The 25,529-nt window shown below is 69.4% G+C and carries 25 protein-coding genes; 7 read left to right on the plus strand and 18 right to left on the minus strand.

What is annotated here, in order from left to right:
- Positions 1–274: 274 nt before the first annotated feature.
- Positions 275–2,401, minus strand: coding sequence for a prolyl oligopeptidase family serine peptidase (locus AWQ68_RS01130; protein WP_066933111.1), 2,127 nt, complete (start codon positions 2,399–2,401; stop codon positions 275–277).
- 815 nt (positions 2,402–3,216) lie between these two features.
- Between AWQ68_RS01130 and AWQ68_RS01135 the strand changes: the two genes are divergently transcribed.
- Positions 3,217–3,648: a hypothetical protein gene (locus tag AWQ68_RS01135; RefSeq protein ID WP_157544750.1), complete on the plus strand. Its 432-nt coding sequence runs from the start codon at positions 3,217–3,219 to the stop codon at positions 3,646–3,648.
- Between the two features lie 52 nt (positions 3,649–3,700).
- Here AWQ68_RS01135 and AWQ68_RS01140 read toward each other — a convergent pair whose 3' ends face one another.
- Complete coding sequence (locus AWQ68_RS01140) at positions 3,701–4,243, minus strand: nitroreductase/quinone reductase family protein (RefSeq protein ID WP_066933117.1); 543 nt, start codon at positions 4,241–4,243, stop codon at positions 3,701–3,703.
- Positions 4,244–4,456: 213 nt separating this feature from the next.
- A complete protein-coding gene (locus tag AWQ68_RS43910; protein WP_174554064.1) occupies positions 4,457–4,915 on the minus strand; it encodes a PGF-CTERM sorting domain-containing protein in 459 nt (152 codons plus the stop codon).
- A 137-nt stretch (positions 4,916–5,052) separates the two neighbouring features.
- Here AWQ68_RS43910 and AWQ68_RS01150 point away from each other — a divergent pair, with 137 nt between their 5' ends.
- On the plus strand, positions 5,053–5,775 hold the full coding sequence (locus AWQ68_RS01150; protein WP_066933120.1) for a TetR/AcrR family transcriptional regulator: 723 nt from the start codon (positions 5,053–5,055) through the stop codon (positions 5,773–5,775).
- A 377-nt stretch (positions 5,776–6,152) separates the two neighbouring features.
- Here the strand turns inward: AWQ68_RS01150 and AWQ68_RS01155 are convergent, their stop codons facing one another.
- Entirely contained in the window at positions 6,153–6,422 is a 270-nt protein-coding gene (locus AWQ68_RS01155; RefSeq protein ID WP_066933123.1) for an Imm32 family immunity protein, read from the minus strand.
- 233 nt (positions 6,423–6,655) lie between these two features.
- Between AWQ68_RS01155 and AWQ68_RS01160 the strand changes: the two genes are divergently transcribed.
- Positions 6,656–7,483, plus strand: coding sequence for a hypothetical protein (locus AWQ68_RS01160; protein WP_157544754.1), 828 nt, complete (start codon positions 6,656–6,658; stop codon positions 7,481–7,483).
- 160 nt (positions 7,484–7,643) lie between these two features.
- Here the strand turns inward: AWQ68_RS01160 and AWQ68_RS01165 are convergent, their stop codons facing one another.
- The gene (locus AWQ68_RS01165) at positions 7,644–8,807 is read right to left on the minus strand and encodes an acyl-CoA dehydrogenase family protein (protein ID WP_281217581.1); all 1,164 of its coding nucleotides are present in this window, start codon (positions 8,805–8,807) and stop codon (positions 7,644–7,646) included.
- 120 nt (positions 8,808–8,927) lie between these two features.
- On the opposite strand from AWQ68_RS01165, the gene AWQ68_RS01170 reads away from it, so the two are divergent.
- Both AWQ68_RS01170 and AWQ68_RS01175 read left to right on the plus strand, forming a co-directional pair.
- The gene (locus AWQ68_RS01170; RefSeq protein WP_169808827.1) at positions 8,928–9,587 is read left to right on the plus strand and encodes a TetR family transcriptional regulator; all 660 of its coding nucleotides are present in this window, start codon (positions 8,928–8,930) and stop codon (positions 9,585–9,587) included.
- Between the two features lie 144 nt (positions 9,588–9,731).
- Positions 9,732–11,051, plus strand: a complete 1,320-nt coding sequence (locus AWQ68_RS01175; protein ID WP_066933133.1) for a UDP-glucose dehydrogenase family protein — start codon at positions 9,732–9,734, stop codon at positions 11,049–11,051.
- Between the two features lie 45 nt (positions 11,052–11,096).
- On the opposite strand, the gene purE is transcribed toward AWQ68_RS01175, so the two are convergent.
- From purE to AWQ68_RS01190, 3 genes are all read right to left on the minus strand, one after another.
- Positions 11,097–11,618, minus strand: coding sequence for a 5-(carboxyamino)imidazole ribonucleotide mutase (purE, locus tag AWQ68_RS01180; RefSeq protein WP_066933136.1), 522 nt, complete (start codon positions 11,616–11,618; stop codon positions 11,097–11,099).
- A complete protein-coding gene (locus tag AWQ68_RS01185; RefSeq protein ID WP_084463541.1) occupies positions 11,611–12,780 on the minus strand; it encodes a 5-(carboxyamino)imidazole ribonucleotide synthase in 1,170 nt (389 codons plus the stop codon). The genes purE and AWQ68_RS01185 overlap by 8 nt, the downstream gene beginning before the upstream one ends.
- A 62-nt stretch (positions 12,781–12,842) precedes the next feature.
- Entirely contained in the window at positions 12,843–13,775 is a 933-nt protein-coding gene (locus tag AWQ68_RS01190) for a DUF8094 domain-containing protein (RefSeq protein ID WP_066933139.1), read from the minus strand.
- Between the two features lie 241 nt (positions 13,776–14,016).
- Between AWQ68_RS01190 and AWQ68_RS01195 the strand changes: the two genes are divergently transcribed.
- Complete coding sequence (locus AWQ68_RS01195) at positions 14,017–14,517, plus strand: GtrA family protein (RefSeq protein WP_066933142.1); 501 nt, start codon at positions 14,017–14,019, stop codon at positions 14,515–14,517.
- Here AWQ68_RS01195 and AWQ68_RS01200 read toward each other — a convergent pair.
- The 9 genes from AWQ68_RS01200 to AWQ68_RS01240 form a co-directional block, all read right to left on the minus strand.
- Entirely contained in the window at positions 14,490–15,758 is a 1,269-nt protein-coding gene (locus AWQ68_RS01200; protein ID WP_084463542.1) for an ATP-binding protein, read from the minus strand. The two genes, AWQ68_RS01195 and AWQ68_RS01200, sit on opposite strands and share 28 nt — an antisense overlap.
- Before the next feature lie 26 nt (positions 15,759–15,784).
- Positions 15,785–16,453 carry a response regulator transcription factor gene (locus AWQ68_RS01205; protein WP_030451323.1) on the minus strand — a complete coding sequence of 223 codons (669 nt, stop codon included), beginning with the start codon at positions 16,451–16,453 and terminating at the stop codon, positions 15,785–15,787.
- Between the two features lie 264 nt (positions 16,454–16,717).
- Positions 16,718–17,200, minus strand: coding sequence for a bacterioferritin (bfr, locus tag AWQ68_RS01210; protein ID WP_066933145.1), 483 nt, complete (start codon positions 17,198–17,200; stop codon positions 16,718–16,720).
- 16 nt (positions 17,201–17,216) lie between these two features.
- Positions 17,217–17,396, minus strand: coding sequence for a (2Fe-2S)-binding protein (locus AWQ68_RS01215; RefSeq protein WP_066933148.1), 180 nt, complete (start codon positions 17,394–17,396; stop codon positions 17,217–17,219).
- 117 nt (positions 17,397–17,513) lie between these two features.
- Complete coding sequence (locus AWQ68_RS01220; protein WP_066933151.1) at positions 17,514–18,119, minus strand: MBL fold metallo-hydrolase; 606 nt, start codon at positions 18,117–18,119, stop codon at positions 17,514–17,516.
- Between the two features lie 49 nt (positions 18,120–18,168).
- Positions 18,169–19,254 carry an S-(hydroxymethyl)mycothiol dehydrogenase gene (locus tag AWQ68_RS01225; protein WP_066933154.1) on the minus strand — a complete coding sequence of 362 codons (1,086 nt, stop codon included), beginning with the start codon at positions 19,252–19,254 and terminating at the stop codon, positions 18,169–18,171.
- Between the two features lie 58 nt (positions 19,255–19,312).
- Entirely contained in the window at positions 19,313–20,338 is a 1,026-nt protein-coding gene (locus AWQ68_RS01230; RefSeq protein WP_084463543.1) for an adenylate/guanylate cyclase domain-containing protein, read from the minus strand.
- 17 nt (positions 20,339–20,355) lie between these two features.
- A complete protein-coding gene (locus AWQ68_RS01235; RefSeq protein ID WP_066933157.1) occupies positions 20,356–20,868 on the minus strand; it encodes a PH domain-containing protein in 513 nt (170 codons plus the stop codon).
- 73 nt (positions 20,869–20,941) lie between these two features.
- Entirely contained in the window at positions 20,942–21,775 is an 834-nt protein-coding gene (locus AWQ68_RS01240) for a biotin--[acetyl-CoA-carboxylase] ligase (RefSeq protein ID WP_066933160.1), read from the minus strand.
- Positions 21,776–21,944: 169 nt separating this feature from the next.
- Here AWQ68_RS01240 and fdhD point away from each other — a divergent pair, with 169 nt between their 5' ends.
- Positions 21,945–22,811, plus strand: coding sequence for a formate dehydrogenase accessory sulfurtransferase FdhD (gene fdhD, locus AWQ68_RS01245; RefSeq protein WP_245655692.1), 867 nt, complete (start codon positions 21,945–21,947; stop codon positions 22,809–22,811).
- Positions 22,812–22,845: 34 nt separating this feature from the next.
- On the opposite strand, the gene AWQ68_RS01250 is transcribed toward fdhD, so the two are convergent.
- Positions 22,846–25,500, minus strand: coding sequence for a phosphoenolpyruvate carboxylase (locus AWQ68_RS01250; RefSeq protein WP_066933162.1), 2,655 nt, complete (start codon positions 25,498–25,500; stop codon positions 22,846–22,848).
- Between the last annotated feature and the right edge of the window lie 29 nt (positions 25,501–25,529).

Consider the following 25,529-nt stretch of genomic DNA (forward strand, 5'->3'; position numbering starts at 1 on the left):
CCTACGGAAGTCATGATCTCCGGGCCGGGCGTTTCGATGAACGAGATCGACTCGAGGTCGGTCGAACACCGGCTGTCGCCCCGTGAATATGCGCCGAGCGGAGTTCACTCCCGCACCGAACGGCTCCCGATCTCCGTCGGCGAGTACCGGCCCCGCTGGGGCTCGATGCCACCGAAGCTCGCGGAGACCCCGTCCCGTAACGAGCCTCGGGCGTTTTCGTGCCGTGCGACATCACCACGTCAAGGCTCTGCGCTCTGGCGGTTTCAGCAGTTACTCAGTGTGATTCGACGACGGTCTCGTGAAGACTCATGGTTGTTTCTTCCGGTGACAGACCGGTGTATTTTCCGGCGAAGGCCAGGATGTCCGCAGCCAGGGCGCGTTCTTTGCTCGCGGGAGAGGCGGCATGGGCGGTGTCGGGTTCTCGGCGCATGAGGATCGGCCGGTCACCGCTGGTGGCATGTTGGAGGGCCGCGCACATTTTGGTGACGTGGGCTTCCCCCGTCTGTAGATCGGTCACCGCGCCGGTGAGAAGGAATGCGGGATAGGGAACTCCCGGCGTGACGTTGTGGTAGGGGGAGTATTCGAGGAGCCATCGAAGTTCTTCGGGTCGGGAGGCGCTACCGAATTCATCCGTCCATGTGCATCCCAGGCCGAATTTTTCGTAGCGCACCATGTCGCACAGCGGGCCCTCGGCGATGACCGCGGCATACAGGTCGGGTCGCCGCATGGCCGCGGCGGTGACCAGGAGTCCGCCGGCGGACTGGCCATAGATCGCCAGTTGGTCGCGAGTGGTCCGATCGGTATCGATGAGCCAGGTCGCGGCGTCGTTGAAGTCGCTGATCGCGCGGTGTTTGTACGGTCCGCGGCCGGCATCGTGCCACTGTTGGCCTTCCTCTCCGCCTCCGCGTACACAGGCGACCGCGTAGAGGCCGCCGGCGCCGACCCATGCGGCCGCCAGAGGGAAGAACCATGGGCGCATCGGCATGCCGAAGCTGCCGTAGCCGTACAGGAGGGTGGGTCGGGGACCCTCATGTTCTTCAGCCGAGGTGAACAGGAACAGCGTGATCTCGGTGCCGTCGGCGGCGGGATAGCGGACGCTGCGGCTGCGGATTTCCGCGGTGTGTCCGGCTGTCGTGGCGCCGGTTTCCTGTTCCGTCGTCCCGCTGATCGCGTCGTAGCGATAGATCGTCGGAGGGGTGGCCACGTCGCAGTAGCTGAACCACGCGTGACGTCCGTGCGGGACGTTTGTCCGCAGGGACGACACGACGCCCGCGCCGGGAAGGGGCAGACCGGTGAGCAGCCGGCCCGTGTCCAGGTCGTGCAGTGTCAGGGTGGAGGTGCCGTGGCGGGCGCGTGCCACCAGCAGGAGGGGCCGCGGAAGTGCCGGGTCGTCCAGGACCAGGCACTCGTCCAAGGGCGCCTGCGGATCTTCGGCGACCAGCGTGCGCCAAGCGGCCGGGTCGGTGTCGTGCAGGCGCGCCGTACAGATGCGGCCACACGGGGCCCGGTAGTCGGTGACCAGCAGCAGATTGCCGTCCGGGAGGAAGCGTGGGAGAACCCGGGCGCCTGTGGCGCGCCCATCCACGATCTTGACGAAACCCGGGGCTTCCGGATCGACGAGCTCGGCCACGTACACGTCGTTCGGTGAGGCGGGCCCGGCCATCGCGGTGATCGCCAGATAACGGCCGTCGCCGCTGACCGTGAGCCCGTAATAGTGGTCCGGGGCGTCCTCGCCGCCGAACACCACCGCGTCGGCCTGCCAGGGCGTACCGATCCGGTGCAACCTCACCCGCCGCTGCAGACGCATGTCGCCGGGGGCCAGCTCCTCGTCGGGAACCCGGCTGACGTAGTAGAACGCGTCCCCTCCCGGCAGCCAGGCGAGTGAGGTGTTACGGGCGCGCGGCAACGGCCCGTCCACCGCTTCCCCGGTACGCACGTCCAGCACCGTGATGTCGCTGCCTGGCTGCTCGGCGACCTCCATCTGGACGGCCACGCGTTCGCCCTCGCGCGACGGCCACCAGGTGTACAGCCCGGTGTGGCCGGACGGATCGATCACTGCTGGATCGACCACCACACGTCTGTTCCCCTCGGCGTCGACGACGAGCAGGCGCCGTTGCTCGTCCCCACGGAGCTGCTCGGCGAGGAACATGACCGGACCACGCGCCATCGGCGGCTCGGACACGCCGAAGGATGACACCTGATCCAGCAAGGACGCCCACGATCGCGTCTCCGGCCGTCCTTCGCGATACGCGCCGAAAAGACGATCCTGGGCGGCGGCCCAATCCCGCACGCGCGCGTCATCACCGTCTTCCAGCCACCGGTACGGGTCGGAAACCGGGAATCCGAACAGATCCTCCACCACATCGCTACGCCGAGCGGCAGGGTAAGAAAACCGCGCCATAAACGCCCCCCGATGCGTCGCCCCGCTATAAAGGTCGAGGTACTGCGGCCTGTACGCACCGCAGTACCTCGATTCGCTCAGCGGCTATGACTGGCCGCGGAGAATGTCTGCCTGCCAGGCGCGTGCATCGCCAACGCGGCTAGTCGGAGTGCTCCCGGAATAGGGCAGGTATCCGTTCATGCAAGCCTCCCGGATTCGACGATTCGCCCGGAATGGGCGATTACGACAACTATATCTCCACACCTGGATCAAGAAAGGCAGGCGCCACCCCCGACAGCCGGCGCCGGTCCTCCCGGCTTTTCCGCGCGTGCGGACCGAAAAGCCGACCTACATATCCGCTATCTTCCTGGCAAGATTTCCCGCAAAAGAAAAACGCATACGGGAATGCCGCGTGAAGATCGATCTCACGCAAAAGTTACTCGGAGCCTTTCGAGATAGATCCCAGGACTGACGGAGTCCTCATATCGCGAGACCAAGAGCAATCAAGGGTCACCGCGAGCCCCCTTGCCGACGTCGGAGACATGGGCAAGGGGCTCGCGCCAGGATCGACGGGACCGAGCCCCCTCTCCCGCCCCCCTCCTCGGGACATGCCGGCGGCGAGGGGACGCTTCGTTCACATCGAAGAGATCACACGCGGTCGCCCGGCCCCTTCGGGGCAGACACCATCCGGCGGTGTGTGATCAGGCCGCCAACGAAAATGGCTCGCTCATGGACATGAGCAGCGGTTACGGTTGCGGCCGTCTCGGATCACTCCTCGCTGCTTTCGGTACTTCCATGGAACAGCGACGGAAAAGAACAGAAGCGTGGAGGCGCCCATGGCAATGCCGAAGAAGGGCTCACGTCCCATCAGCGTCGAGGGCACCGCCTTCCGCTGGCGCATCCGGCACAAGGCCGGCCGCCGCCAAGGTGACATCTGGAGTCCCCTCACCGTCACCGTTGAGCGAGCGGAGGAGCCGGGGCGTGTTCTCGTCGTGTCGCTTCCCTGCGCCCGGGCGGACAACCCGCTCGGAGAACGGACGATCGCGGTCCGCCCCGCCCTCGTCGCCGGATGCATCCGGCGAGCCATCGAACAGGGATGGAACCCCGGGCAACCGGGCGCGGCATTCGCCCTCACCGTCACCGAGGACGACCTGGCCGTGCTCCTGGGCGAACCGCCTCAGTACCTGATCCCCTTCCTCTGGGGCATGATCCCTGAAGGCGGAAGCATCAAAGACCTCCCCCGTTGCACCGAAATCCGGAGCCGCTGAAAAGAACGCCAGCCAGGCATCGTCCGGTCTGTAGGGAAGGGCAGATACCTCGTCAACGCTTCCCGCCCTGCTCAGATGGTGAATGCGGATCGGCGGCATGTGCTTGCCTGCGGACCCGGAAGACCGGATACCGGTGCGCGATCGTCTCGAACTCCGACAGCGGCGCCCGCCGGTCTACGGGCATGTGGGGCCGCGCGCCAGGAGCGACGGCGAGATAGCGACGGAGCACGGGAGCTCGTTGCTCCACCGGGATCTCTTCCAGCGAGACCACCTCGCGGCCACGCCGGCGCAGGACGGCGCGGCCACCTGCGGCTCGGACGTTGCGCACCCAGTTCGCGTCCGGCCCGAGCATCGACACCAGGAAGCGCTCCCCGTCATGGTCCGCGACAGCGACCGGCAGCGATACCGGCCGTCCTGTGCTTCTCCCGACCACCTCCAAGGTGACCGCGTTTCGCGGGAAGAAGAGTCCCGATGCGTACAGCAATGCGTCAAGGCGGTTCACCGCCCGCATGAACGCCCCCGGCCGACTGCCTTCGTACAGCTTTCGCTTGAGCGCACCGAAGTATTCGGCCAACGACGGGGTGATCCGGGTCATCGCGACCCTCCGGAAGCGGTCGCAGTGAGCGGTTCCCTTGCAATGACACCCTGACTCAGCCGACGATCCGCCCCATCCGGCCGTCGCCCGTCTTGCGCTTTGACGGTGACGGGATGTCGGTTCAGCGGTTGCGACAGCCGATATCTCGGGAAGGTCATGGCTCCGGGTTTCTCCGGGCACCGCTTGCACGTAAGCCTGAAGTCACGCATTCGGTCATGCCTGCGATGCCGGCCGCGATCTCCTCCACAGCAGCGCGACCGCCAGGAGTCCTGCCAGGCACGGCAGCATCCCGACCCAACCGAGCAATGACGGCAGGCCCGTGTCTCCAGAGGTGTCCCTCACGAGCAGGTCGAACAGGGCGATGCCCAAGCCGAGCACGAACATCAGGGTCGCGACGCCGCGGGCCCACCGCTTGCCCGTGCTGGCCGCCCAGATGGTGGAGAACCAGCAAATGATGCCGAGTGCTCCGACGACTGACAGGCAGACAAGCCACGTCATGACGGCGGTGTCGATGCGCTCCTGCGCGAAGGTGGGATAGCCGGCCCGGATGTGGCCGGCCAGCACGTTGCCGGTGGAAAGGTCGATCCACGGGACGACCACCGCGACGACGGTGAGCCCGAGGCCCGCGTACATCGCGCCGATGGCTGATCGCCCATGACGGGTCTTGGTCATCGAACTGTCTCCTTCAAAGTGAAGCGCACATGCCGCGCTCAGGTGGTCACAGCGCCGCTACCTACACCGTAGGTATTACCTACGGTGTAGAATATAGGCCTACGGTGTAGGTTGAGCAAGGCGCGAGAGGGCGACGAGTGGCGAAACGCACGCAGGGCAAACCGGCCGGGCTGAGCCGCCAGCGGATTGCCGCCGCAGCGGTGGATCTCGTCGATCGCCAGGGCCTGGAATCATTCGGGGTGCGGCGCCTGGCATCCGAACTCGGCGTCGATCCGATGTCGATCTACAACCACATCAAGGGCAAGGCCGCCCTGCTGGACGCCGTCTCCGAAGCCGTCCTGACCGAGGTCTCGGCCACGGCCGCGCAGTGGCCGGACGGCTGGATGGACATCGCGCGCACGATGGCCCGCGGATACCGGGACATGGCGATACGCCATCCCCGAATCTTCCCGTTGCTGGCGACCCGAGCGCAGACCTCAGTGGTGGCCTTCGAGGCGCTCGAGCGGCTCACTGCGGCGATGCGTCGCGCCGGGATCGCGGACCAGACGATCGCGGACGCCCCCCTGGTTCTCTTCGGATTCCTCAACGGGTATCTGCTCGCCACCGTGAGCGCGGATCCCGGCGGGACCGATGAGCCCGCGACGGGCGCGACCCAACCGGCGATCGATCCGGCCCTGTATCCGGCCCTGGCCGCCCTGGCACCCCTGCAAGCGGGGTTCGGCGGTGAGGCCGAGTTCGAGCGGATGCTGGAAACGGTCCTGGCCGGCATCGCGGAAGGCGCGGCCGGAGCGCAAGCGGCGCGTTCAGGGCGAAGGCCCGCCACGGCCGCAGGGCCGACGAGCGACCATAGCGGCGGCTGAGGGCGTGGACGATGCCTGAGAGAGCGATCCCCTGTCTGAGCATGTGAATCTGGTGATCGTGACCGATACAGGGACCGCGTTGTCGTCGATCGTCACATGAACGTCGGGGTGATCTTCGAGATGCCAGCTGTTGGCGCTGCACTCTGCGCCCGTGAGGTCCACATGATGATGGAGCGGGTCAGAGCTCTCGAATGAGAGACCCAGCAGGAACAAGACGCCGTGCTCGTTACGCTCGATACCTCCGGTTATCAGGAGCCGTTGTACGTCAGCGGCGTCGATTCCAGCCGGCCCGAGATCGTCTTGGGAAGGGAATCCAAGGGCATCGGCTGCGGCGTCGTTCATCCGTATGATGATCACTGCTGCAAAGTACGTCGGACTCAAGCGTTGTGGTCGAGAACCAACGGCAGGGAGTCCTCGTCGATCTCGCCCGGATCGAGATGCGCGTGGTAGTACGTGGGGACATCCGGCTCAGCCAAGGCCAGGAGGTGCACAGCAAGGGCACGGAGCCCGGCTTTGTCAGCTCGAATCAGGACCTCATCGCCCTCGACCGACACGCAGACGGAGTAGTCGGCTGGCCAAGGACGGGCAAGCCCGCCATCAGGCCGGTAGGCAGGGATCTCAACCGTGATGGTCTTGGTGGGAAGCATGTTCACGAGGTGATTTTGGTACCCAGGGCTTACCTTCCTGGAGATGGCCACCTCTGCCAGCCCTGACCCGAAAATACGAGAGCGGACGCAAGGACTACCCCGCCCGCCTTTATCGAGGGCTATCACCACTTGGGATCACCAGTCTGCACAGGATCGTTATGAGACATCCCTTATCTCATCAACACCACCCTCTTACTCTCTTTCCTGCTATATCCCCCCAAGCAAGGACGTTGATGAAGCTCTTCTTCACAGGCCTCGTGGCAACGGCCGCGGCCGTGTGCGCGGTGGCCGAACCCGCTCAGGCGGCATCCGTCGCATCCGTGCAGGCCGCTCCAGTGGACCCGGTGAAAGCCCTGAAGGCCCATCTGGTCCCGGGTAAAGGCGTAAAGATCATCGAATCAAGCGGCATCACCCTCGATTTCACCGCCAATGACCAAGCTATGCAGGTACAGGTGAGCACCCGCACGGTCGGCACCCTGGCTTTCGGCAAGGGCAATGTAGCGGCTGCCGACCTCCGTGTCCGCATGTCCTCACGCCAGAAAGGGCCCAACCTTCCCTACCGGGTCATCGCTGAGGGCAGAAACGCCTACGTGACCAACGCCGGCATCGCCAAGGCGCTGCCTTCCGGTCGTTCCTGGATCCAGTCGAAGGCCAGTGGGCACGAAAACGCCGTCCTCCACAAGGGCGTCACTCCAGCGGAACTGCAGTTCATGCTGAACAACGCATCAGAAGTGGCGACCGGCGAATATCAGGGCACCACCACACTCGCTGACTTCCGGCACGACAAGTCCGCTGGGGAAGGCAACGTCGAGTTCCACCTGTACTTCGATGAACACAACCTGCTCACCCGCACGGTCGTCGACACGACGGCCTACCCGGACGGCGACAGCACGGCCTATGACCAGATGGTCTTCCACACCGATACCAAGTATTCGGGCTGGGACGCCAAGGTGAAGATCGCCGCACCGGCGGCCAGCCAGGTCATCAGCGAGAAGAAACTCAACGCGAAGACCCGCAAGGCCGTCATAAAGGCTGGCTATCCGGAGAGCGGCCCCTTCTAACCTGCACCAAGAAGGAACCGATGATCAGTCGGCGTCGCCCGACAACAGCCGGACGCCGAAACATGATCTACAAGCTAACAGTGATCGTTTAGGGCTCCCTCCCAGAGACAGCGAACCCCGCCTCCCGAGTACGGGAGACGGGGTTTCCACACGTCAACGGCTACTTCAACAGCTGGCGGGCCATGACCATGCGCTGGATCTGGTTGGTGCCCTCGTAGATCTGGGTGATCTTCGCGTCGCGCATCATGCGCTCGACCGGGTATTCGCGCGTGTAGCCGTACCCGCCGAGGAGCTGGACGGCGTCGGTGGTGATCTCCATGGCGGCGTCGGAGGCGGCGCACTTGGCGGCGCTGGAGAAGAACGTCAGGTCCTTCACCGTGGCGCCGTGCATGGCCGCCTCGGACTTGGCGGCGGCGGCGTAGGTGAGCTGCCTGGCGGCCTCCAGCTTCATCGCCATGTCCGCGATCATGAACTGCAGACCCTGGAACTCGGCGATCGGCTTGCCGAACTGCTTGCGCTCCTTGACGTACCCGATGGCGTAGTCGAGGGCGCCCTGGGCGATGCCGAGCGCCTGAGCGGCGATCGTGACGCGGGTGTGGTCGAGGGTGGCCAGCGCGGTCTTGAAGCCGGTGCCCGGGGCGCCGATCATGCGCCACTCGGGGATGCGCACGTTCTCCAGGATGACCTGCCGGGTGGGCGACCCCTTGATGCCGAGCTTCTTCTCCTTCGCTCCGAAGGAGACCCCCTCGTCGGACTTCTCCACCACGAACGCGGAGATGCCGCGCGCCCCGGCGGACGGCTCGGTCACCGCCATGACGGTGTAGTACTCGGACACCCCGGCGTTGGTGATCCACATCTTGGTGCCGTTCAGCACGTAGTGGTCGCCGTCCTTCACGGCCCGGGTCTTCATCGACGCGGCGTCGGAGCCCGCCTCGGGCTCGCTCAGCGCGTACGAGAACATCGCCTCGCCGCGGGCGACCGGCGGGAGATAGTGCTGCTTGATCTCCTCGGACGCGGACAGCAGCAGCGGGACGGTGCCCAGCTTGTTGACGGCGGGGATGAGGGAGGACGAGGCGCAGGCGCGGGCCACCTCCTCGATCACGATGACGGCGGCGAGCGCGTCCGCCCCGGCCCCGCCGTACTCCTCGGGAACGTGTACGGCGTGGAAGTCGGAGGCGACGAGGTCCTTGTAGACCTCCCAGGGGAACTCCTCGGTCTCGTCCGCCTCCGCGGCGCGCGGCGCGATCTTCTCATCCGCGAGGGCACGGATGGCTTCGCGGAGCATCTGGTGCTCCTCGGACGGCTGGTACGACTCCGCGTCCACGGCTTATCCTCCTTTATGGCATTTTGTGCATCACTATAGGACACTGAGTGCCACCCGAGAAGGTGCTCTTACACGGAAGGACGGGGATACGTGCCGGCTCGACGCGACATACGGCGGAGCTTGACCGCCGCCGCGCTCGACCTGTTCCTCGCCCAGGGGTTCGACGAGACGACGGTCGACCAGATCGCCGAGGCCGCGGGCGTGGCCAGGCGCACCTTCTTCCGGCACTTCAAGGTCAAGGAGGACGCGATCTTCCCGGACCACGACGCCATGCTCCGGGAGATCGTCGCCCATCTGGAGACGGCGTCACCGCTGGTCCCGCCGCTGACGGCGGTGACAGAGGCGGCGCTGATGGTCGTGGGCACCTACGCCGCCGATCCCGAGACCTCCGTCAAGCGCTACGAGGTGACCCGGCGCGTCCCGTCCCTGCGCGAGCACGAGATCGCCGCGACCAGCCGCTACCAGCGGGCCTTCGCCGCGTTCCTCAACGAGCGCGACGGCGCGGGCGAGCCCCGGCGGCTGCGCCACGAGGTGATCGCGGCGGCCGCCGTGACCACGCACAACCACGTGCTGCGCGCCTGGCTGCGTGGCGGCGGGACCGGCGACGTGCGGGCCCGTCTGTCCGAGGCGCTGTCCGGCATCCTGGAGGGGCTGGAGCCCTGGCTGGACGACCGCGACCGGCCCCGGGACAGCGAGGACGACGACGTCCTGGTCGTGGTGACCCGCCGCGGCACCCCGCTGTGGAAGATCGCCCAGGAGATCGAAGCGGCCAGGGGGTGAACGACGGGTTGCCCTGCAGGGAAGGGATTTCGCACGTCAAGGGTAGCCGTCGCGGCCCGCGCCGTTGTTTGCCGAGGTGCTGACTGGGGCAGTTGACTGGCCCGATACCATGCGCACACCCCGTACAAACAGGTAGATGGGAGCATGGCCGTGCCATACCGCCTGACAGTGCTCGGGACCGGATACCTGGGAGCCACCCATGCGGCGTGCATGGCCGAGCTGGGCTTCGAGGTGCTCGGTCTCGACGTCGATCTAGGCAAGATCGAGCGCCTGCGGCGCGGCGAGCTGCCCATCCACGAGCCCGGCCTGGAGGAACTGCTTCGGCGCAACCTCGCCAACGGCCGACTCAGGTTCACCACGTCCTACCAGGAGGCGGCCGAGTTCGGCGACGTCCACTTCGTCTGCGTCGGCACGCCGCAGAAGAAGGGCGAGTACGCCGCGGACGTCTCCTACCTCGACGCCGTCGTCGAGTCCCTCGCCCCCTTTCTCGACCGCGAGTGCCTGGTCGTGGGCAAGTCGACCGTGCCCGTCGGCACCGCCGAGCGGCTCGCCGAGAAGCTGGTACGGCTCGCGCCCGCCGGGTCGCAGGTCGAGCTGGCGTGGAACCCCGAGTTCCTGCGTGAGGGCTTCGCGGTCCGGGACACCCTCAAGCCCGACCGCATCGTCCTCGGCGTGGCCTCGGAGCGCGCCGAGAAGGTGCTGCGCGATGTCTACGCGCCGCTCGGCGACATCCCGATGGTCGTGACCGACTATCCGACCGCCGAGCTGGTCAAGTCGGCGGCGAACGCCTTCCTGGCCACCAAGATCTCTTTCATCAACGCGATGGCCGAGGTGTGCGAGGCCTCCCACGCGGACGTCAAGCAGCTCTCCCTGGCGCTGTCGTTCGACGAGCGGATCGGCGGCAAGTTCCTCAACCCCGGACTGGGCTTCGGCGGCGGCTGCCTGCCCAAGGACATCCGCGCGTTCATGGCGCGGGCCGGCGAGCTGGGCGCCGACCAGGCGCTGACGTTCCTGCGCGAGGTGGACGCCATCAACATGCGCAGGCGGGCCCGCATGGTGGACCTGGCGCGCGGCCTGGTCGGGGGCTCCTTCCACGGCTGCACGGTCGGCGTCCTGGGCGCGGCCTTCAAACCCAACTCCGACGACATCCGCGACTCGCCCGCCCTCGACGTGGCGGTGACGATCGGCCAGGCGGGCGGCCGGGTGACGGTCTACGACCCGGTCGCGCTGGACAACGCCCGTCGCGCCCACCCGAACCTCGGGTACGCGGACAGCGCCACCGGCGCGGTCAGCGGGGCCGACGTGGTGCTGCTGCTGACCGAGTGGCAGGAGTTCGTGGTCCTCGACCCCGAGGAGCTGGGCCAGGCGGTGCGGATCCGCAACATCGTGGACGGCCGCAACGCCCTCGACGCCGAGACCTGGCGCGCGGCCGGCTGGAACTACCGCGCCCTCGGCCGCCCGTAGCGAACCCGGCGCGGCCGGGAGGGCTCCCGGCCGCGCGGCGGTTCACTAGGTGAGCGAGCCCAGCGTCCGCGCCTCGGCGCGCAGCCGCTCGCCCTTGGCGTACGCCTGGGCCTTGAGGTCGATCTGGAACGCCTCCATCCGGCTCCGCAGGGCCGGGTCGGACGCGGCGAGGATGCGTACGGCGAGCAGGCCCGCGTTGCGCGCCCCGCCGACGGCCACGGTCGCGACCGGCACCCCGGCCGGCATCTGGACGATCGACAGCAGCGAGTCCATGCCGTCGAGGTACTTCAGCGGCACCGGGACGCCGATCACCGGCAGCGGGGTGACCGAGGCCAGCATCCCGGGCAGGTGGGCCGCGCCGCCCGCGCCCGCGATGATCACCTTCAGCCCGCGGGAGGCGGCGTGGGTGCCGTACTCGATCATCTCGGCGGGCATCCGGTGCGCGGAGACGACGTCGGCCTCGAACGGGACGTCGAACTCCCCCAGCGCCTCGGCGGCCTGGCGCATGACCGGCCAGTCCGAGTCGCTGCCCATCACGATCCCGACGGCGGCACCGGTCTCAGACATCGTTCGGCCCCCTCAGGCAGTCGGCGGCGTGCCAGGCGCGGGCCCGGACCTCGTCGAGGTCGGTGCCCAGCGCGGTGACGTGCCCGATCTTCCGGCCCGGCCGTACGTCCTTGCCGTAGAAGTGGATCTTCACGCCGGGGTCGTTCGCCATGACGTGCTCGTACCGGGAGAAGACGTCCGGGTCGGGCCCGCCGAGCAGGTTGACCATGACCACGACCGGGGCGGTGAGCGACGGCGAGCCGAGCGGCAGGTCGAGCACCGCCCGCAGGTGCTGCTCGAACTGCGACGTCCTGGCCCCCTCGATGGTCCAGTGGCCGCTGTTGTGCGGCCGCATGGCCAGCTCGTTGACGACCAGGCCCGACTTGGTGGCGAACATCTCGACGGCCAGCAGGCCGGTCACGCCGAGCTGCTGCGCGATGCGCAGCGCGATCCGCTGCGCCGCCGCGGCGTCCTCCGGAGCCAGGTCGGGCGCGGGCGCGATCACCTCGACGCAGATGCCGTCCTTCTGCACGGTCTCCACGACCGGGTAGCTGACGCCCTGCCCGTGCGGCGACCTGGCGACCAGCACGGCCAGCTCCCGCTCGAACGGCACGAACGCCTCGGCCAGCAGCGGCACCCCGGAGTCGACGACCTCCCGGGCCTCATCGGCCGACGCGCACACCCACACGCCGCGGCCGTCGTAGCCGCCGCGCACCGCCTTCAGCACGACCGGCCAGCCGTACTCCTCGCCGAACGCCTCGACGTCGGCGAGTTCCGAGACGCGCCTCCAGGCCGGGCAGGGAGCGCCGATCTCGGTCAGCCGCTCGCGCATCACCGCCTTGTCCTGCGCGTGGACGAGCGCCTCCGCGCCGGGGTGCACGGCCACGCCGTCGTCGAGGAGGGCCTGGATGTGCGCGGTGGGCACGTGTTCGTGGTCGAAGGTGACCGCGTCGCAGCCTTTCGCGAAGTCACGGAGGTCACTCAGGTCACGGTAGTCGCCGATGCGGGTGTCCACGATGACGCGGGCGGCGCTCTCGTCGCGCGAGTTGGCCAGGACCCGCAGCTCGACGCCGAGCGCGATCGCGGCCTGCTGGGTCATCCGGGCGAGCTGTCCCGCTCCCACGACGCCGACCACCGGGCCGACGACCGGTCGGGGGGTAGGGGGCACGTTTGGGCTGTTCACGACATGCCAGCCTACCGATCCCCCAGACCGGGAAGCCGCGCCCCCGGGCAGCGCGACGGCGATCAGGACACCGTGACGTCGGCGAGGACCCGGCGCACGGCGACCGTGTCGAGCACACCCTTCACCGACACCCGGGTGGCGAGGAAGAGCAACTCGTGCCCGGTGACCACGCCGCCGGACGAACCACGTCCCGTGAAGGCCCGTACGGCGGCCGCCTTGTACGCGGGGCGGCCCGCCCCTGGCTTCTGGGTGACGACGATCCTCAGGGTGTGGAACACCAGCGCGCCCCCGTCGGGCAGCGGAAGCGCGTGCGCGGGCCCCTCCAGCCGGACCTCGGCGGGCCGCCGGTCGGGCCGGTCGGTCAGCTCCCGCAGCAGATCGTGCATCGGGTCACCGGAGCGCACCCGCACCCCGCTCACGCCCGCCGGGTCGGTGAGGAAGGCGAGCAGCCTGGTCGGAGCCAGCCCCGCCCGGACCCGCGCGTCCCGGTCCGGCTCCGGCGCGACCTTCCCCTCCTCCAGTTCCGGGAGCGCGCCGACCACCGGGACGGGCCCGGCGCCGAGCCGCCACCGCCCGTCGGACCGTACGAACACGAAGTAGGCGGGCCGCGGCTCATGGGCCAGGGCCGCGAACCAGGGCAGGTCCCCGGGCTCCTCCGGCAGGTAGAACTCGGCGTCGCTGTAGGCGCCGCCGGCGGGGAGCGGTTGCCCACGCCTGGCCGCCTGGCAGGCCGGGCCGGACAGGACGCTCTCCGTCCATGTCGTGAGGAACTCGATCTTCGCGCAGTCGCGCCGCTTCCAGGCGTCGGCGAGATCGGTGAGCGCCGCGAAGGCGGCCGTGGCGTCCTCGCGGGTGGCCGCCGCCGGTCGGGGCGTCGCGTCGCGGGACGGCCGGGCCGTCACGGCGGGGCCGCGCTCGCCGCATCCGGCCAGCAGGGCGGCCCCGAGCACGGCGGCGAGGACGGCGGAGGAGCCGATCAGGGGACGGCGCGGCACGGCTGAGCCACCTTTCCAGTCAAAACCGGCTCATGATCCCCGAACCAGTCGGGAGAGTAGCCCGTCCCGCCCGCCTTGACCCCACATAGCCCGATATTTCATGAAACTTTCTTCCGGTTCTAAGAAGACCGGCCGTCCTTACCAGGTGGTGGAATCAGACCGGGGTGACCGGGACCACCGCGAGCCCCGTTACCGGTAGCCTGGTGAGAACGCAGTGCAGGCCGGGAAGGATCAGCGAGTCGTGCAGCTTCTCCGAGGCGTTTACGAGCGGTTCGCCGCCATCCTCCATGAGCTGATCAAGTTCGGCCTGATCGGCGGGATCGCGTTCGTGATCGACTTCGGCGGCACGAACCTGCTGCGCTTCGGCGTCGAGCTGGGGCCGCTGACGTCCAAGACCATCCCGACCGTCGTCGCTGCCACGTTCGCCTACTTCGGCAACCGCTACTGGACCTTCCGACACCGTGAGCAGAGCGGCCTCGCCCGCGAATACGTCATGTTCTTCCTGCTCAACGGTGTCGGCCTGGCCATCTCGCTGACCGTGATCTGGTTCGTGACCTACGTCCTGGCGCTGCACGACGCGGTGAGCTACAACGTCGCGCAGGGCCTCGGTCTGGTCCTGGGCACGCTGTTCCGCTTCTGGTCGTACAAGAAGTGGGTGTTCCTGGAGGTCCCCGACACACCCGCCTCGGTGATCGAGAACGCGGTGGTCGAGAATCAGGCCGGACCGCTCACCACCCGGTAGCGTCCGTCGTCCTCGACGTGCCGCAGGAAGATCGCGAAGGTCGCCGGCCGTCGTTTGATCAGCTCCAGCCGCCCGCCGTCCGCCGCGACGATCGACCGGGCGAGCGTCAGGCCGAGTCCGGTGCCGCCGGCGCCGCTCACGTTGCGTTCGAAGACCCTGGCGCCGAGCTCCTCGGGGATGCCCGGTCCCTGGTCCGCCACCTCGATGACGACCGACTTCTCCGTGCTCGTGGTGGTGATGGTCACCGTGCCGCCGCCGTGCTGGAGCGAGTTCTCCAGGAGGGTCGCGACGGCCTGGCTGAGGCCGCCCGTCGTGGCGAGCGCCCGCATTCCGCGGCTGCCCACGAGCTTGATGGAGCGCTGCGCCCGGCGGAAGGCGGGCTCCCATTCCGTGACCTGCTGGTCGAGGACCTGATCGACGTCGATCGCCTCGGCCTGGGCGTGCCGCTGCCGCCGGGCCGCGGCGAGCAGCTCGTCGATGACCGCCGTCAGCCGCTCGACCTGCACGATCGCGGCTTCACCCTCCTCGCGGACGATCGCCGGCTCACCCGCCGCCGCCACGATCTCCTCCAGGCGCATGCTCAGCCCCGTCAGCGGCGTGCGGAGCTGGTGCGAGGCGTCGGTGGCGAACTCGCGCTCCCGGCCGAGCAGGTCCGCGATGCGTACGGCGCTGCGGTCGAGCACCTGCGCGACGCGGTCCAGCTCCGGGATGCCGTATCTGTGCCGGCTCGGCCGGGCGTCACCCGAGCCGAGCCGCTCCGCGATCCTGGCGAGGTCCTGGAGCGGCAACGTCAGGCGGAGCGAGGTCACGATGGCCAGCCCGACCGCCACGCCCAGTGACGCCAGGACGAGCGCGACGATGAGCACCAGCCGCGCCCGGACGCCCTGCTGGACCTGCGCGGCGTCCCGGCTGATCCGGACATAGCCGTTCTCCGAACGCGCCTCCTCGGTCAGCTGCCGGTGCGCGGGGGGCGCCGTACCCGCCGCGATCGGCGCGATCCCCTGCACGAACACCTGGATATAGCGGTCGGGATAGTTCTTCTCCAGCTGCTTGGGGTCGATGGACTGTTCCTGGCTTATGGCGTATTCGACCCCGATCAGCAGCCGTGTGGCCTCCGAATGCAGCTCCGTCGCGGCCTCGTCGTGGATGAGTCTGACGACGACCACGCCCAGGGGGACCCCGAGCAGCAGTACCGCGATGACCGCGACGAGCAGCATCGAGGAGAGCAGGCGCCGACGCACGTGCTAGTCCCTTCGCCCGTGCGGGCTTATTCGCGCTCGAATCGGAAGCCCACTCCCCTGACAGTGGTGATGTAGCGCGGCTTGGCGGCGTCGTCCCCGAGCTTGCGGCGGAGCCAGGAGATGTGCATGTCGAGGGTCTTGGTCGACCCCCACCAGTTGGTGTCCCACACCTCCCGCATGATCTGCTCGCGGGTGACCACCTTGCCGGCGTCGCGTACGAGCACGCGCAGCAGGTCGAACTCCTTGGTGGTCAGATGAAGCTCCTTGTCTCCCATCCAGGCGCGGCGGGAGTCTGCGTCGATCCTGACGCCCTGGACCACGGGTGTCTCGGAGGTGCCCCTCCGAAGCAGCGCCCGTACGCGGGCGAGAAGCTCGGCGAGGCGGAACGGCTTGGTCACGTAGTCGTCGGCCCCGGCATCGAGGCCAACGACGGTGTCGACTTCGTCGACGCGCGCGGTGAGAATCAGCACCGGCGTGCCGTGCCCTTCGGCGCGGATCCGGCGCGCGACCTCAAGGCCGTCCATCTCGGGCAGCCCGAGGTCGAGAACAATGAGGTCGACACCTCCCGACAAAGCCCTTTCCAGGGCCTGCGGGCCATCAGGGCTCACCTCTACCTGATAGCCCTCCCGGCGCAATGCGCGCGCAAGCGGCTCGGAAATCGAGGTGTCATCCTCGGCGAGAAGTACGCAGGTCATGGTGCGATCGTAGGACCTTAAGCGGTTGTTTCCCGGCCACAGCGCGCGGTTTGACTTGTCGTTGACCCATCAATTGACGTGGGCAAACACTGATAAATGGTCACTAGTCCGCACGCAAGGGTTCCAGCTTTTCGTGCCACCTCCCTGTCGGCCGTACCCAAAAGACGGATTGCCGACACGCGGCCGCCGGTTGTTAAGCGGAGCGGAAAGGGCGGCAAAAAGAAACGCCCGCCGCAATGGGCGGGCGTCAAATGTCCGGAAATTTCAGGAAGAGGAAGGGGGCTCGGCGTACCGCTGGAGGTAGAGCTGCTCACCGAGGCTCTCGTAGAGGCCCAGCTCGGTCTCCAGGTAGTCGATGTGCATCTCCTCGTCCTTGAGGATGTCCTCGAAGATGTTGGCCGACGTGATGTCGCCGCGCTCGCGCATGAGCTCGATGCCCGGCTTCAGCCGCTTGACCACGCCGTACTCCAGCGCCAGGTCCGCCTGGAGCTGCTCCTTGACGGTCTGCCCGATGTGCAGCGTGTTCAGCTTCTGGTAGTTGGGCAGCCCCTCCAGGAAGAGGATGCGGTCGGTGAGCCGCTCGGCGTGTCTCATCTCGTCGAACGACTCGTGCCGTGTGTACTCGGCGAGCTTGGTGTAGCCCCAGTTCTCCTGCATCTTGGCGTGCAGGAAGTACTGGTTGATCGCGGTCAGTTCGCTGGTGAGCTGCTCGTTGAGCAGCGCGATGATGTCCTTGTCGCCCTGCATCCCGGGCCCCCTCGATCTATGCGCTGGTGACGAGGGCGTCCGCCCTCTTCAGCATCGCACAGACCTTGCGCACACAGAGTGCACAGTCCCCTCCGGCGCCGGTCATGTCGCGGACCTGGCGGGCGCTCTTGGCGCCGGCGGCGATGCAGTCGTGCACCTCGTCCTCGGTCACGGCACGGCAGATGCACACGAACATGGGTCCTCACAAAGGGGAAATCAGGTTAGGCATACCTAAGATAACGCAGTCAGGTAAGGCTTGCCTAGGTGAGGCGCCCCACATCGTCCCAGGTGGACGACGCGGGGCGCCTTCCCGCTATGCGATGTTGGACGCCTCGGCGCCGATGGTGGTGGAGTCGCCGTGGCCGGTGTTCACGACGGTGTCCTCGGGCAGGGTGAGCAGCCGCGTCCTGATCGACTCGACGATGGTCTCGCGCGAGGAGAAGGAGCGGCCGGTCGCCCCGGGACCGCCCTGGAACAGGGTGTCACCGGTGAAGACCGTGTCCAGCTCGGGGGCGTACAGGCACACCGCTCCCGGTGAGTGTCCGGGCGTGTGCAGCACCCGGAGCTCCGGACCGCCGGTCTCGATCACCTGGCCGTCCTCCAGCGGCCGGTACGGCACCTTGTCGCCGTACTCCATCTCCCAGAGGACCTGGTCGGCGGGGTGGAGCAGGATCGGCGCGCCGGTGCGCTCGGACAGCTCGGCCGCGGCGTTGATGTGGTCGTTGTGCGCGTGAGTGCACACGATCGCCCGCAGCCTGCGGGAGCCGACCGCGTCGGCGATGGCGGCGGCGTCGTGCGCCGCGTCGATCACCACCACCTCGTCGGCGGAGCCGACCAGCCAGACGTTGTTGTCGACCTCCCAGGTCCCGCCGTCCAGGGAGAACGTGCCCGACGTGATCAGGCGGGAGACAGCACTCATCGTTGGATCTCTTCTCGTGTCGCAGGGTTCGCCGGACGCTGGTGCGGCGTCACAGCACCACCACAGAGCGCAGCACCTCGCCGCGGTGCATCTTGGCGAACGCCTCCTCGACCTGGTCCAGCGCGATGGTCTCGGAGACGAACCCGTCCAGGTTGAGCCGGCCCTGCAGGTAGAGGTCGATCAGCATCGGGAAGTCCCGGCTCGGCAGGCAGTCGCCGTACCAGGAGGACTTGAGCGAGCCGCCCCGGCCGAAGACGTCGAGCAGCGGCAGGTCGATCCGCATCTCGGGCGTGGGCACGCCCACCAGCACGACGGTGCCGGCGAGGTCGCGGGCGTAGAACGCCTGCTCGTAGGTCTCGGGCCGGCCGACCGCGTCGATGACGACGTCCGCGCCGTGGCCGCCGGTGAGCTCGCGGATCGCCTCGACGGCGTCGGTCTCGCGGGAGTTGACCGTGTGGGTGGCACCGAAGTCGCGGGCCCAGGTGAGCTTCCGGTCGTCCACGTCCACCGCGATGACCTTGCCGGCGCCGGCGAGGTGCGCGCCGAGCACCGCCGCGTTGCCCACGCCGCCGCAGCCGATGACGGCGACCGAGTCGCCCCTGGTCACACCGCCCGTGTTGATCGCCGCGCCGAGCCCGGCCATCACGCCGCAGCCGAGCAGTCCGGCGACCGCGGGCTTCGCCTCCGGGTTCACCTTGGTGCACTGCCCGGCGGCCACCAGGGTCTTCTCCGCGAACGCGCCGATGCCGAGCGCCGGGCTGAGGACCGTTCCATCGGCGAGCGTCATCTTCTGCGTCGCGTTGTGCGTGTTGAAGCAGTACCACGGGCGTCCGCGCAGGCAGGCCCGGCACTGGCCGCAGACCGCACGCCAGTTGAGGATCACGTAGTCACCCGGGGCGACGTCGGTGACGCCGGGGCCGACCGCCTCGACCACACCCGCCGCCTCGTGCCCGAGCAGGAACGGGAAGTCGTCGTTGATCCCGCCCTCCCGGTAGTGCAGGTCGGTGTGGCAGACACCGCAGGCCTGGACGTTCACCACGGCCTCGCCCGGGCCGGGATCGGGCACGTGAACCGTCTCCAGCGTCACCGCCTCGCCCTTGCCCCGTGCGATCACACCCTGGACCTCATACGGCATTCCTGACACCTCATCTCGAATTGGGAAAACCTCAGGATTTCCACCGTGCCGGGGTTCGTCAAGCTTTCCGACCTGCGGAAGGCGAGGTGCGACGAACGACATACGGCTGGACGAGCCCGAGGCCGCGGGCTGGGCGGCGGCGGATCCGCATCACGTCGACCCCCTCGGCGCCCTCCAGCCGCCGCGCCATCTCGGCGTCGGCCAGGATCGCCCCGGGCCGGGCGATGGCGGTCAGCCGGGCCGCCAGGTTGACCGTCGTGCCGAACACGTCGCCCATCACCGGGAGCACCGGGCCGTAGGAGAGCCCGATGCGCACGTCGGGCCCCTCCTCGCCGCGCCCGATGGACCGCTTGAGCTCGTCGACCAGGTCGAGGGCGATCCGTCCCGCGGTCACCGGATCCGTCGCGGTGAACAGCACCTCGTCGCCGAGCGTCTTGACCAGCCGCCCGCCGTGCGACGCGATCACGTCTGACGTGCGCGACTCGAACCCCTCCACCAGGTCGGCCAGCTCGAACTCGTCCAGCCGCCGCGAGAACGCCGTGAACGACACCAGGTCGGCGAAGCCCACGGCCAGCGACAGGCGCGACATGGCGGGCACTTCCTCGGCCATCACGGCGATGGCGAGCAGGCGGCTCGCGGTGGCGGCGAGCTGCGCCCGCCAGACGTGGACCAGCGTCTGCTCGAAATCCGGCAGGAAGCGGGCGGCGATCTCCATCGACCGGGCCAGGTCCTCGTCGCTCGGGTGCGTTCCGGGCTCGAGGATCGCGCCCATCATGATCTCCGCCTGCCACTCCGCCAGCCGCGAGGTCGTACGGCCGAGCGCCCGCGCCATCCGGACGATCGCCCGTTCGTCGAGAAGGCCGGTCTCCAGCATCGCGCGGATCCGGCGCAGCGCGTCGAGGTCGCCGTCGTTGAACGCGACGGCGTCGTCGGCGAGCGTGGCGAAGCCGAGCGCGCGCCAGATCCGCCCGGTGAACTCCTGCGGCAGACCGGCGGCCGCGGCGACCTCGCCGCGGGTGTAGCGGGGCGGCGACCCGACGAACAGCCGCCGGATGTCGTCAGAGGTGGGACGCCGTGTGGCCACCTTCCCCTCCTGCCGGGCTACTTGCCGTCGATGGTCCCGTCGGAGGCATCCTCCACCAGACGGAACAGCTCCTGGCGGACGAGCTGGATCTTCGGGATGTCCAGAAGGTCGATCTCGCCCTTCTCGGAGGCCGACTCGACCCGGAGCGTCCCGCACCCGAGGATCCGCTCGACGAACCTCTGGTCGGAGCTGACGCTGTTGACCTTCGCCAGCGGGATGTCCTCTTCCGACTTGTTCAGGATGCCGGTGCTGATGGCGAAGCGGTGCGACGTCAAGGTGTACGACGTGGTCTTCCACCGCAGGTAGGGGATAAACGTCCACAGCGTCAGGGCGACGAACGCGACCACCGCCACCGCGATCCGGGCGTACCCGGCGTAGGTGTAGTCGCCGGGGATGAAGTAGATCCCCGCTCCGGCGACGGCCACGACGAGGACGAGGGCGAGGACGGGAAGCACGAGCCGCTTCCAGTGAGGGTGGAACGAGAGCACGAGGCGCTCGCCCTCGGTCAAATGGTGTTCGGGGAGACCCATGCGGCAAATCGTGGCACGTTTCGGGCCCGGCGCGCGACGGTCCTCGCGGCGCGCCCGCCGATCTCCGCGTCGTTTACGGATTCGCCGGGCGCACGTGGACCACGTCGCCCGCGCTGAGCGCGTGCTCCTCGCCGTCCGCGCGTACGAGGAGGCAGCCGGAGGCGTCCACGCCGGTGGCGACGCCGATCAGCGCCCGGTCACCCGGCAGCTCCACCCGGACCTCCTGCCCGATCGTCGCGCACGAGGCGAGATAGGCGGCGCGCAGGCCGCAGGCGTCCGGATCGCCGCCGGCCGAGGTCCACTCGCGGTAGTGTGCCTCGATCTCGCGGAGCATCGCCCGCAGCAGCGGGTCGCGATCGAGGCAGGCGGCCTTCTCGACGGCCAGCGAGGTCGCCCGCTCGACCGGCAGCTCCTCCTGCCGCATCGAGACGTTGAGCCCGATGCCGACGACGATGCCGCCCTCCACGCGCTCGGCGAGGATGCCGGCCAGCTTGCGCTCCCCGATCAGCAGGTCGTTGGGCCACTTCAGCCGGACGTCCACCTCGGCCAGCCGCCGTACGGCAGCGGCGGCGGCGACGCCGACCAGCAGCGGCAGCCAGCCCAGCCGGGCGGGTCGCGCCGCCGCGGCGCCGGGCCGGAACAGCATCGAGACCGCCAGCCCCGAGCGCGGCGGCGCCGACCAGACGCGGTCCAGCCGCCCGCGCCCCGCCGTCTGGGCCTCGGCGACGAGCACCGCGCCCTCGGGTGCGCCGCCCCGGGCCGCCTCGGCGAGGTCGGCGTTCGTGGACCCGGCCCGCTCCACCACGGTGATCTCGGACCAGAGCGATCCGGGATGGACGAGGGCCTTACGCAGCGCCCTCTCCGACAGCGGCGGACGATCGAGGTCGGTGAAGCGCGATTCCGGCATTCGCCCAGGCTACCGGCCACGCCGGGTCCGCCGTCGATCGGGGACGGGCCCGGCGGCGCCGCGCGTGCCAGGCGGGCGTAGCCTGAAACGCACCCGGGCATCGGGGACGCGTGGCGCACCGCCCGATCGCGGTTCCGGGCCCGCCCCTGTGAGCAGCGACGATGGGATCGTGACCGTGCGACCGGCCGACAGCACCGCCCCCCGTCCCGGACCGGTCACCAGGATCCGGGTCCGGCAGGTGTCGGGCTCCGGCGTACGGGACCGGCGGGACGATCTGGCCACCGAGGAGCCGCTGGAGATCCGGCTCACCGCCGGAGGCGAGAGCCGTACGGTCGCGATCACCATGCGGACGCCCGGCGCGGACTTCGAGCTGGCCGCCGGGTTCCTGCACGGCGAGGGCGTCGCCGGCGCCGGGGACATCGCGGCCATCGGTTACTGCACGGACGCGGATCTGGAACCGGAGGCCCGCTACAACACCGTGACGGTCCGGCTGGCCGGTTCGCGGCTGCCGGAGATCCCGCAGCTTGAGCGGCATTTCGTGACGTCGAGCGCCTGCGGGGTGTGCGGGACGGCCAGCCTGGACGCGCTGCGCGGCCGCTGCGCGCCCCTCGCCGACGCGCCCCGGCTCACCGTCTCCCCCGAGGTGCTGTACGGCCTGCCGCACCGGCTCAGGCAGGCGCAGGGGGTGTTCGGGCGGACCGGCGGACTGCACGCGGCGGGCCTGTTCACGGCCGACGGGACCCTGGTGACCGCCCGCGAGGACGTGGGGCGGCACAACGCCGTGGACAAGCTGGTCGGCTGGGCGCTGCTGAACGGCCGGCTGCCGCTCGCCGAGCACATCCTGCTGGTCAGCGGCCGGTCCAGCTACGAGATCATGCAGAAGGCGCTGGCGGCGGGCCTCCAGATGGTCTGCGCGGTGTCGGCGCCCTCGTCCCTCGCCGTGGACCTGGCCCGCGAGTTCGGCCTCACCCTCGTCGGCTTCCTGCGCGACGAGCGGTTCAACATCTACTCCGGAACCGAGCGGATCACCACCTGACCCGGCGCCGGAGCCCGGCGCCGGGTTCGACGGCTCAGCCGGTGTTCTGCAGGCCCGCGGCGACGCCGTTCACCGAGAGGAGCAGCAGCGTGGACAGCCGGTCCCGCTCGCCCTCGGACAGGTCGCCGTCGGCCCGCAGCGCCGACAGCGCGCGGAGCTGGAGGTGGCTGAGCGCGTCCACGTAGGGGTCGCGGAGCTGCACGGCCCGGGACAGCACGCGGCGGTTCTCCAGGAGCCGCGTGTGCCCGGTCGTCTCCAGGACGAGCTTCCTGGTCAGGTCGTACTCGGTGAGCACCTGCCCGGCGAAGTCCTCCCTGCCGCCGAGCGCGAGGTAGCGCGCGGCGATCGACCGGTCGGTCTTGGCCAGCGACATCTCCACGTTGTCCAGCAGCGACGCGAACAGCGGCCATTCACGGTAGGCCGACCGCAGCTCCGCCAGCCCACCGCTCGAGACGACCTCGGCCAGGCCGCTGCCCAGGCCGTACCAGCCGGGGAGGTTGACCCGGGTCTGCGCCCAGGCGAACACCCACGGGATGGCGCGCAGGTCGTCCAGGGAGCGGGGCGCGCCGAGCCCGCGCCGGGCGGGACGCGAGCCGAGCCGCAGCGAGCCGATCTCCTCAAGGGGGCTGACCAGGGCGAACCACTCGGGGAAGCCCGGCGCCTCGGTCAGCGCCCGGTAGGCGCGCTCCGACGCCGACGCCACCCGCTCGGCCAGCGTGCGGAACTTCGCCGCCGCGTCGGCCGTACGCGACTCGACGGTGGGCGTGGACGCGAGCAGCACGGCGTTGGTGACCTGCTCGATGTGCCGCCGGGCGATGGCGGAGTGCCCGTAGCGGGCGAAGATGACCTCGCCCTGCTCGGTGACCTTGAACCGGCCCGCGACCGAGCCCGGGGCCTGGGCGAGCACCGCCCGGTTCGCCGGGCCGCCGCCCCGGCCGAGGGCACCGCCCCGGCCGTGGAAGAGGGTGAGCCGGATGTCGTTGGCCTGCGCCCAGGCGGTCAGCGCGGCCTGCGCGTCGTACAGGCGCAGCGTCGCGGCGGCGGGGCCGAGCTCCTTGGCCGAGTCGGAGTAGCCGAGCATGACCTCGAGGCGGCGGCCGTTGGCGGCGAGCCTGCGGCGCACCGGCTCCAGTTCGAGCATCCCGGTCAACACGTCGGCGGAATTGTCCAGGTCGGCGCCGGACTCGAACAGCGGCACCACGTCGAGGATCGGGGCCCGGTCGCCGAGCGCGTGCCGGGCCAGCTCGTACACGGCCGCGATGTCGTCGGCCGAGCGGGTGAAGGACACGACATACCGGGAGCAGGCGGTCACGCCGAACCGCTCCTGGATCCAGGCGATCGTCCGGATCGTGGCGAGGACCTCCTCGCCGCGCTCCGAGAGCGACCCGGCGGCGATCTCCTCCAGGGTGGCCGCGTGGACCTGGGAGTGCTGGCGCACCTCCAGCTCGGCCAGGTGGAACCCGAACGTCTCCACCTGCCAGATCAGGTGCTGCAGCTCGCCGTACGCCTGGCGGACGGCTCCGGCGCCGCGCAGGGACTCCTGGGCGAGCCTGAGGTCGTCGAGCAGCTCGGACGGCGAGCGGTAGGCGAGGTCGAGGTCGCGGCGGCGGGTGGCCGCGATGCGGGACGCGACGAAGAACAGCCACTGCCGGTGCGGCTCCTGCGGCGAGCGGGTGCCCATCTCCGACACCAGGTCGGGGAAGTCGCCGGTGGCGCGGGCCAGCGCGTCGCGCAGCTCCGCCGACGGGGGCGTGTCCATGGCGGCCGCGGTCATCGTGCGCCCGATCCGGGTGGCGGCGTTCTCCAGCGCGGTGAGCACGTGATCGGCCTGGATCAGGACGGCCTCGCGGGTGACCTTGGACGTCACGTTCGGGTTGCCGTCGCGGTCGCCGCCGATCCAGCTTCCGTACCGGATGAACGCCTTGGCGAGCGGCTCGCGCGTCCCCGTACCGGCTTCGAGCGCCGCGTCCAGCGACCGGTAGATCATCGGCACGGTGCGGAAGAGCGTCTCGTCGAAGGCCGCCATGGCGGTGCGCACCTCGTCGAGCGGGTCGAGCTTGGTCGAGCGGAGCTGGGCGGTCCGCCAGAGCAGATCGATCTCCTCCAGCAGCCGCCGATGGGCCTCCTCCCGCTCGCCGGCCCCTCTGCCGGGCGCGTTGTACGCGTCGAGCTGCCCGCTGATCCGCTGGATGGCGGTGACGACGGCGCGGCGCCGCGCCTCGGTCGGGTGGGCGGTGAGCACCGGACGGTATTCGAGCCCCTCGACGAGGTCGGCGGGCCGCTGGCCGCCGCCCAGCCGCTCGTCGCCGCGCAGCTCCTGCACGGCCTCCGCGAGCGACTCCCTGAGCGGGACGTCGTCGCGGTCCCGCTGCCGCAGGATCCGGATGCGGTAGTGCTCCTCGGCGAGGTTGGCCAGATGGAAGTAGCAGGTGAACGCGCGCGCGATCTGGACCGCGCGGTCGAGGGGCCACTCGGCGACCAGGGCGGCGACCTGGTCGGCCGTCGTGTCGCCGCGCCGGGCGCCGATCACCGCTTTGCGCAGGCGCTCGACGTCGGCGAGGAGGTCGGGACCGCCGTGCTCGGCGATCACCTGGCCCAGGAGTCCACCCAGGAGTCGGACGTCGGCACGGAGCTCATCAGGCATCTCCGTGACGGCACTCTGTCGTTCGGCAGGAGCGATGGCGGCCATGTTTTGAAGACTAGCGACTTCGGTCACAA

This window comes from Microtetraspora fusca, from assembly GCF_001570365.1.
Classification (GTDB): Bacteria; Actinomycetota; Actinomycetes; order Streptosporangiales; family Streptosporangiaceae; genus Microtetraspora; species Microtetraspora fusca.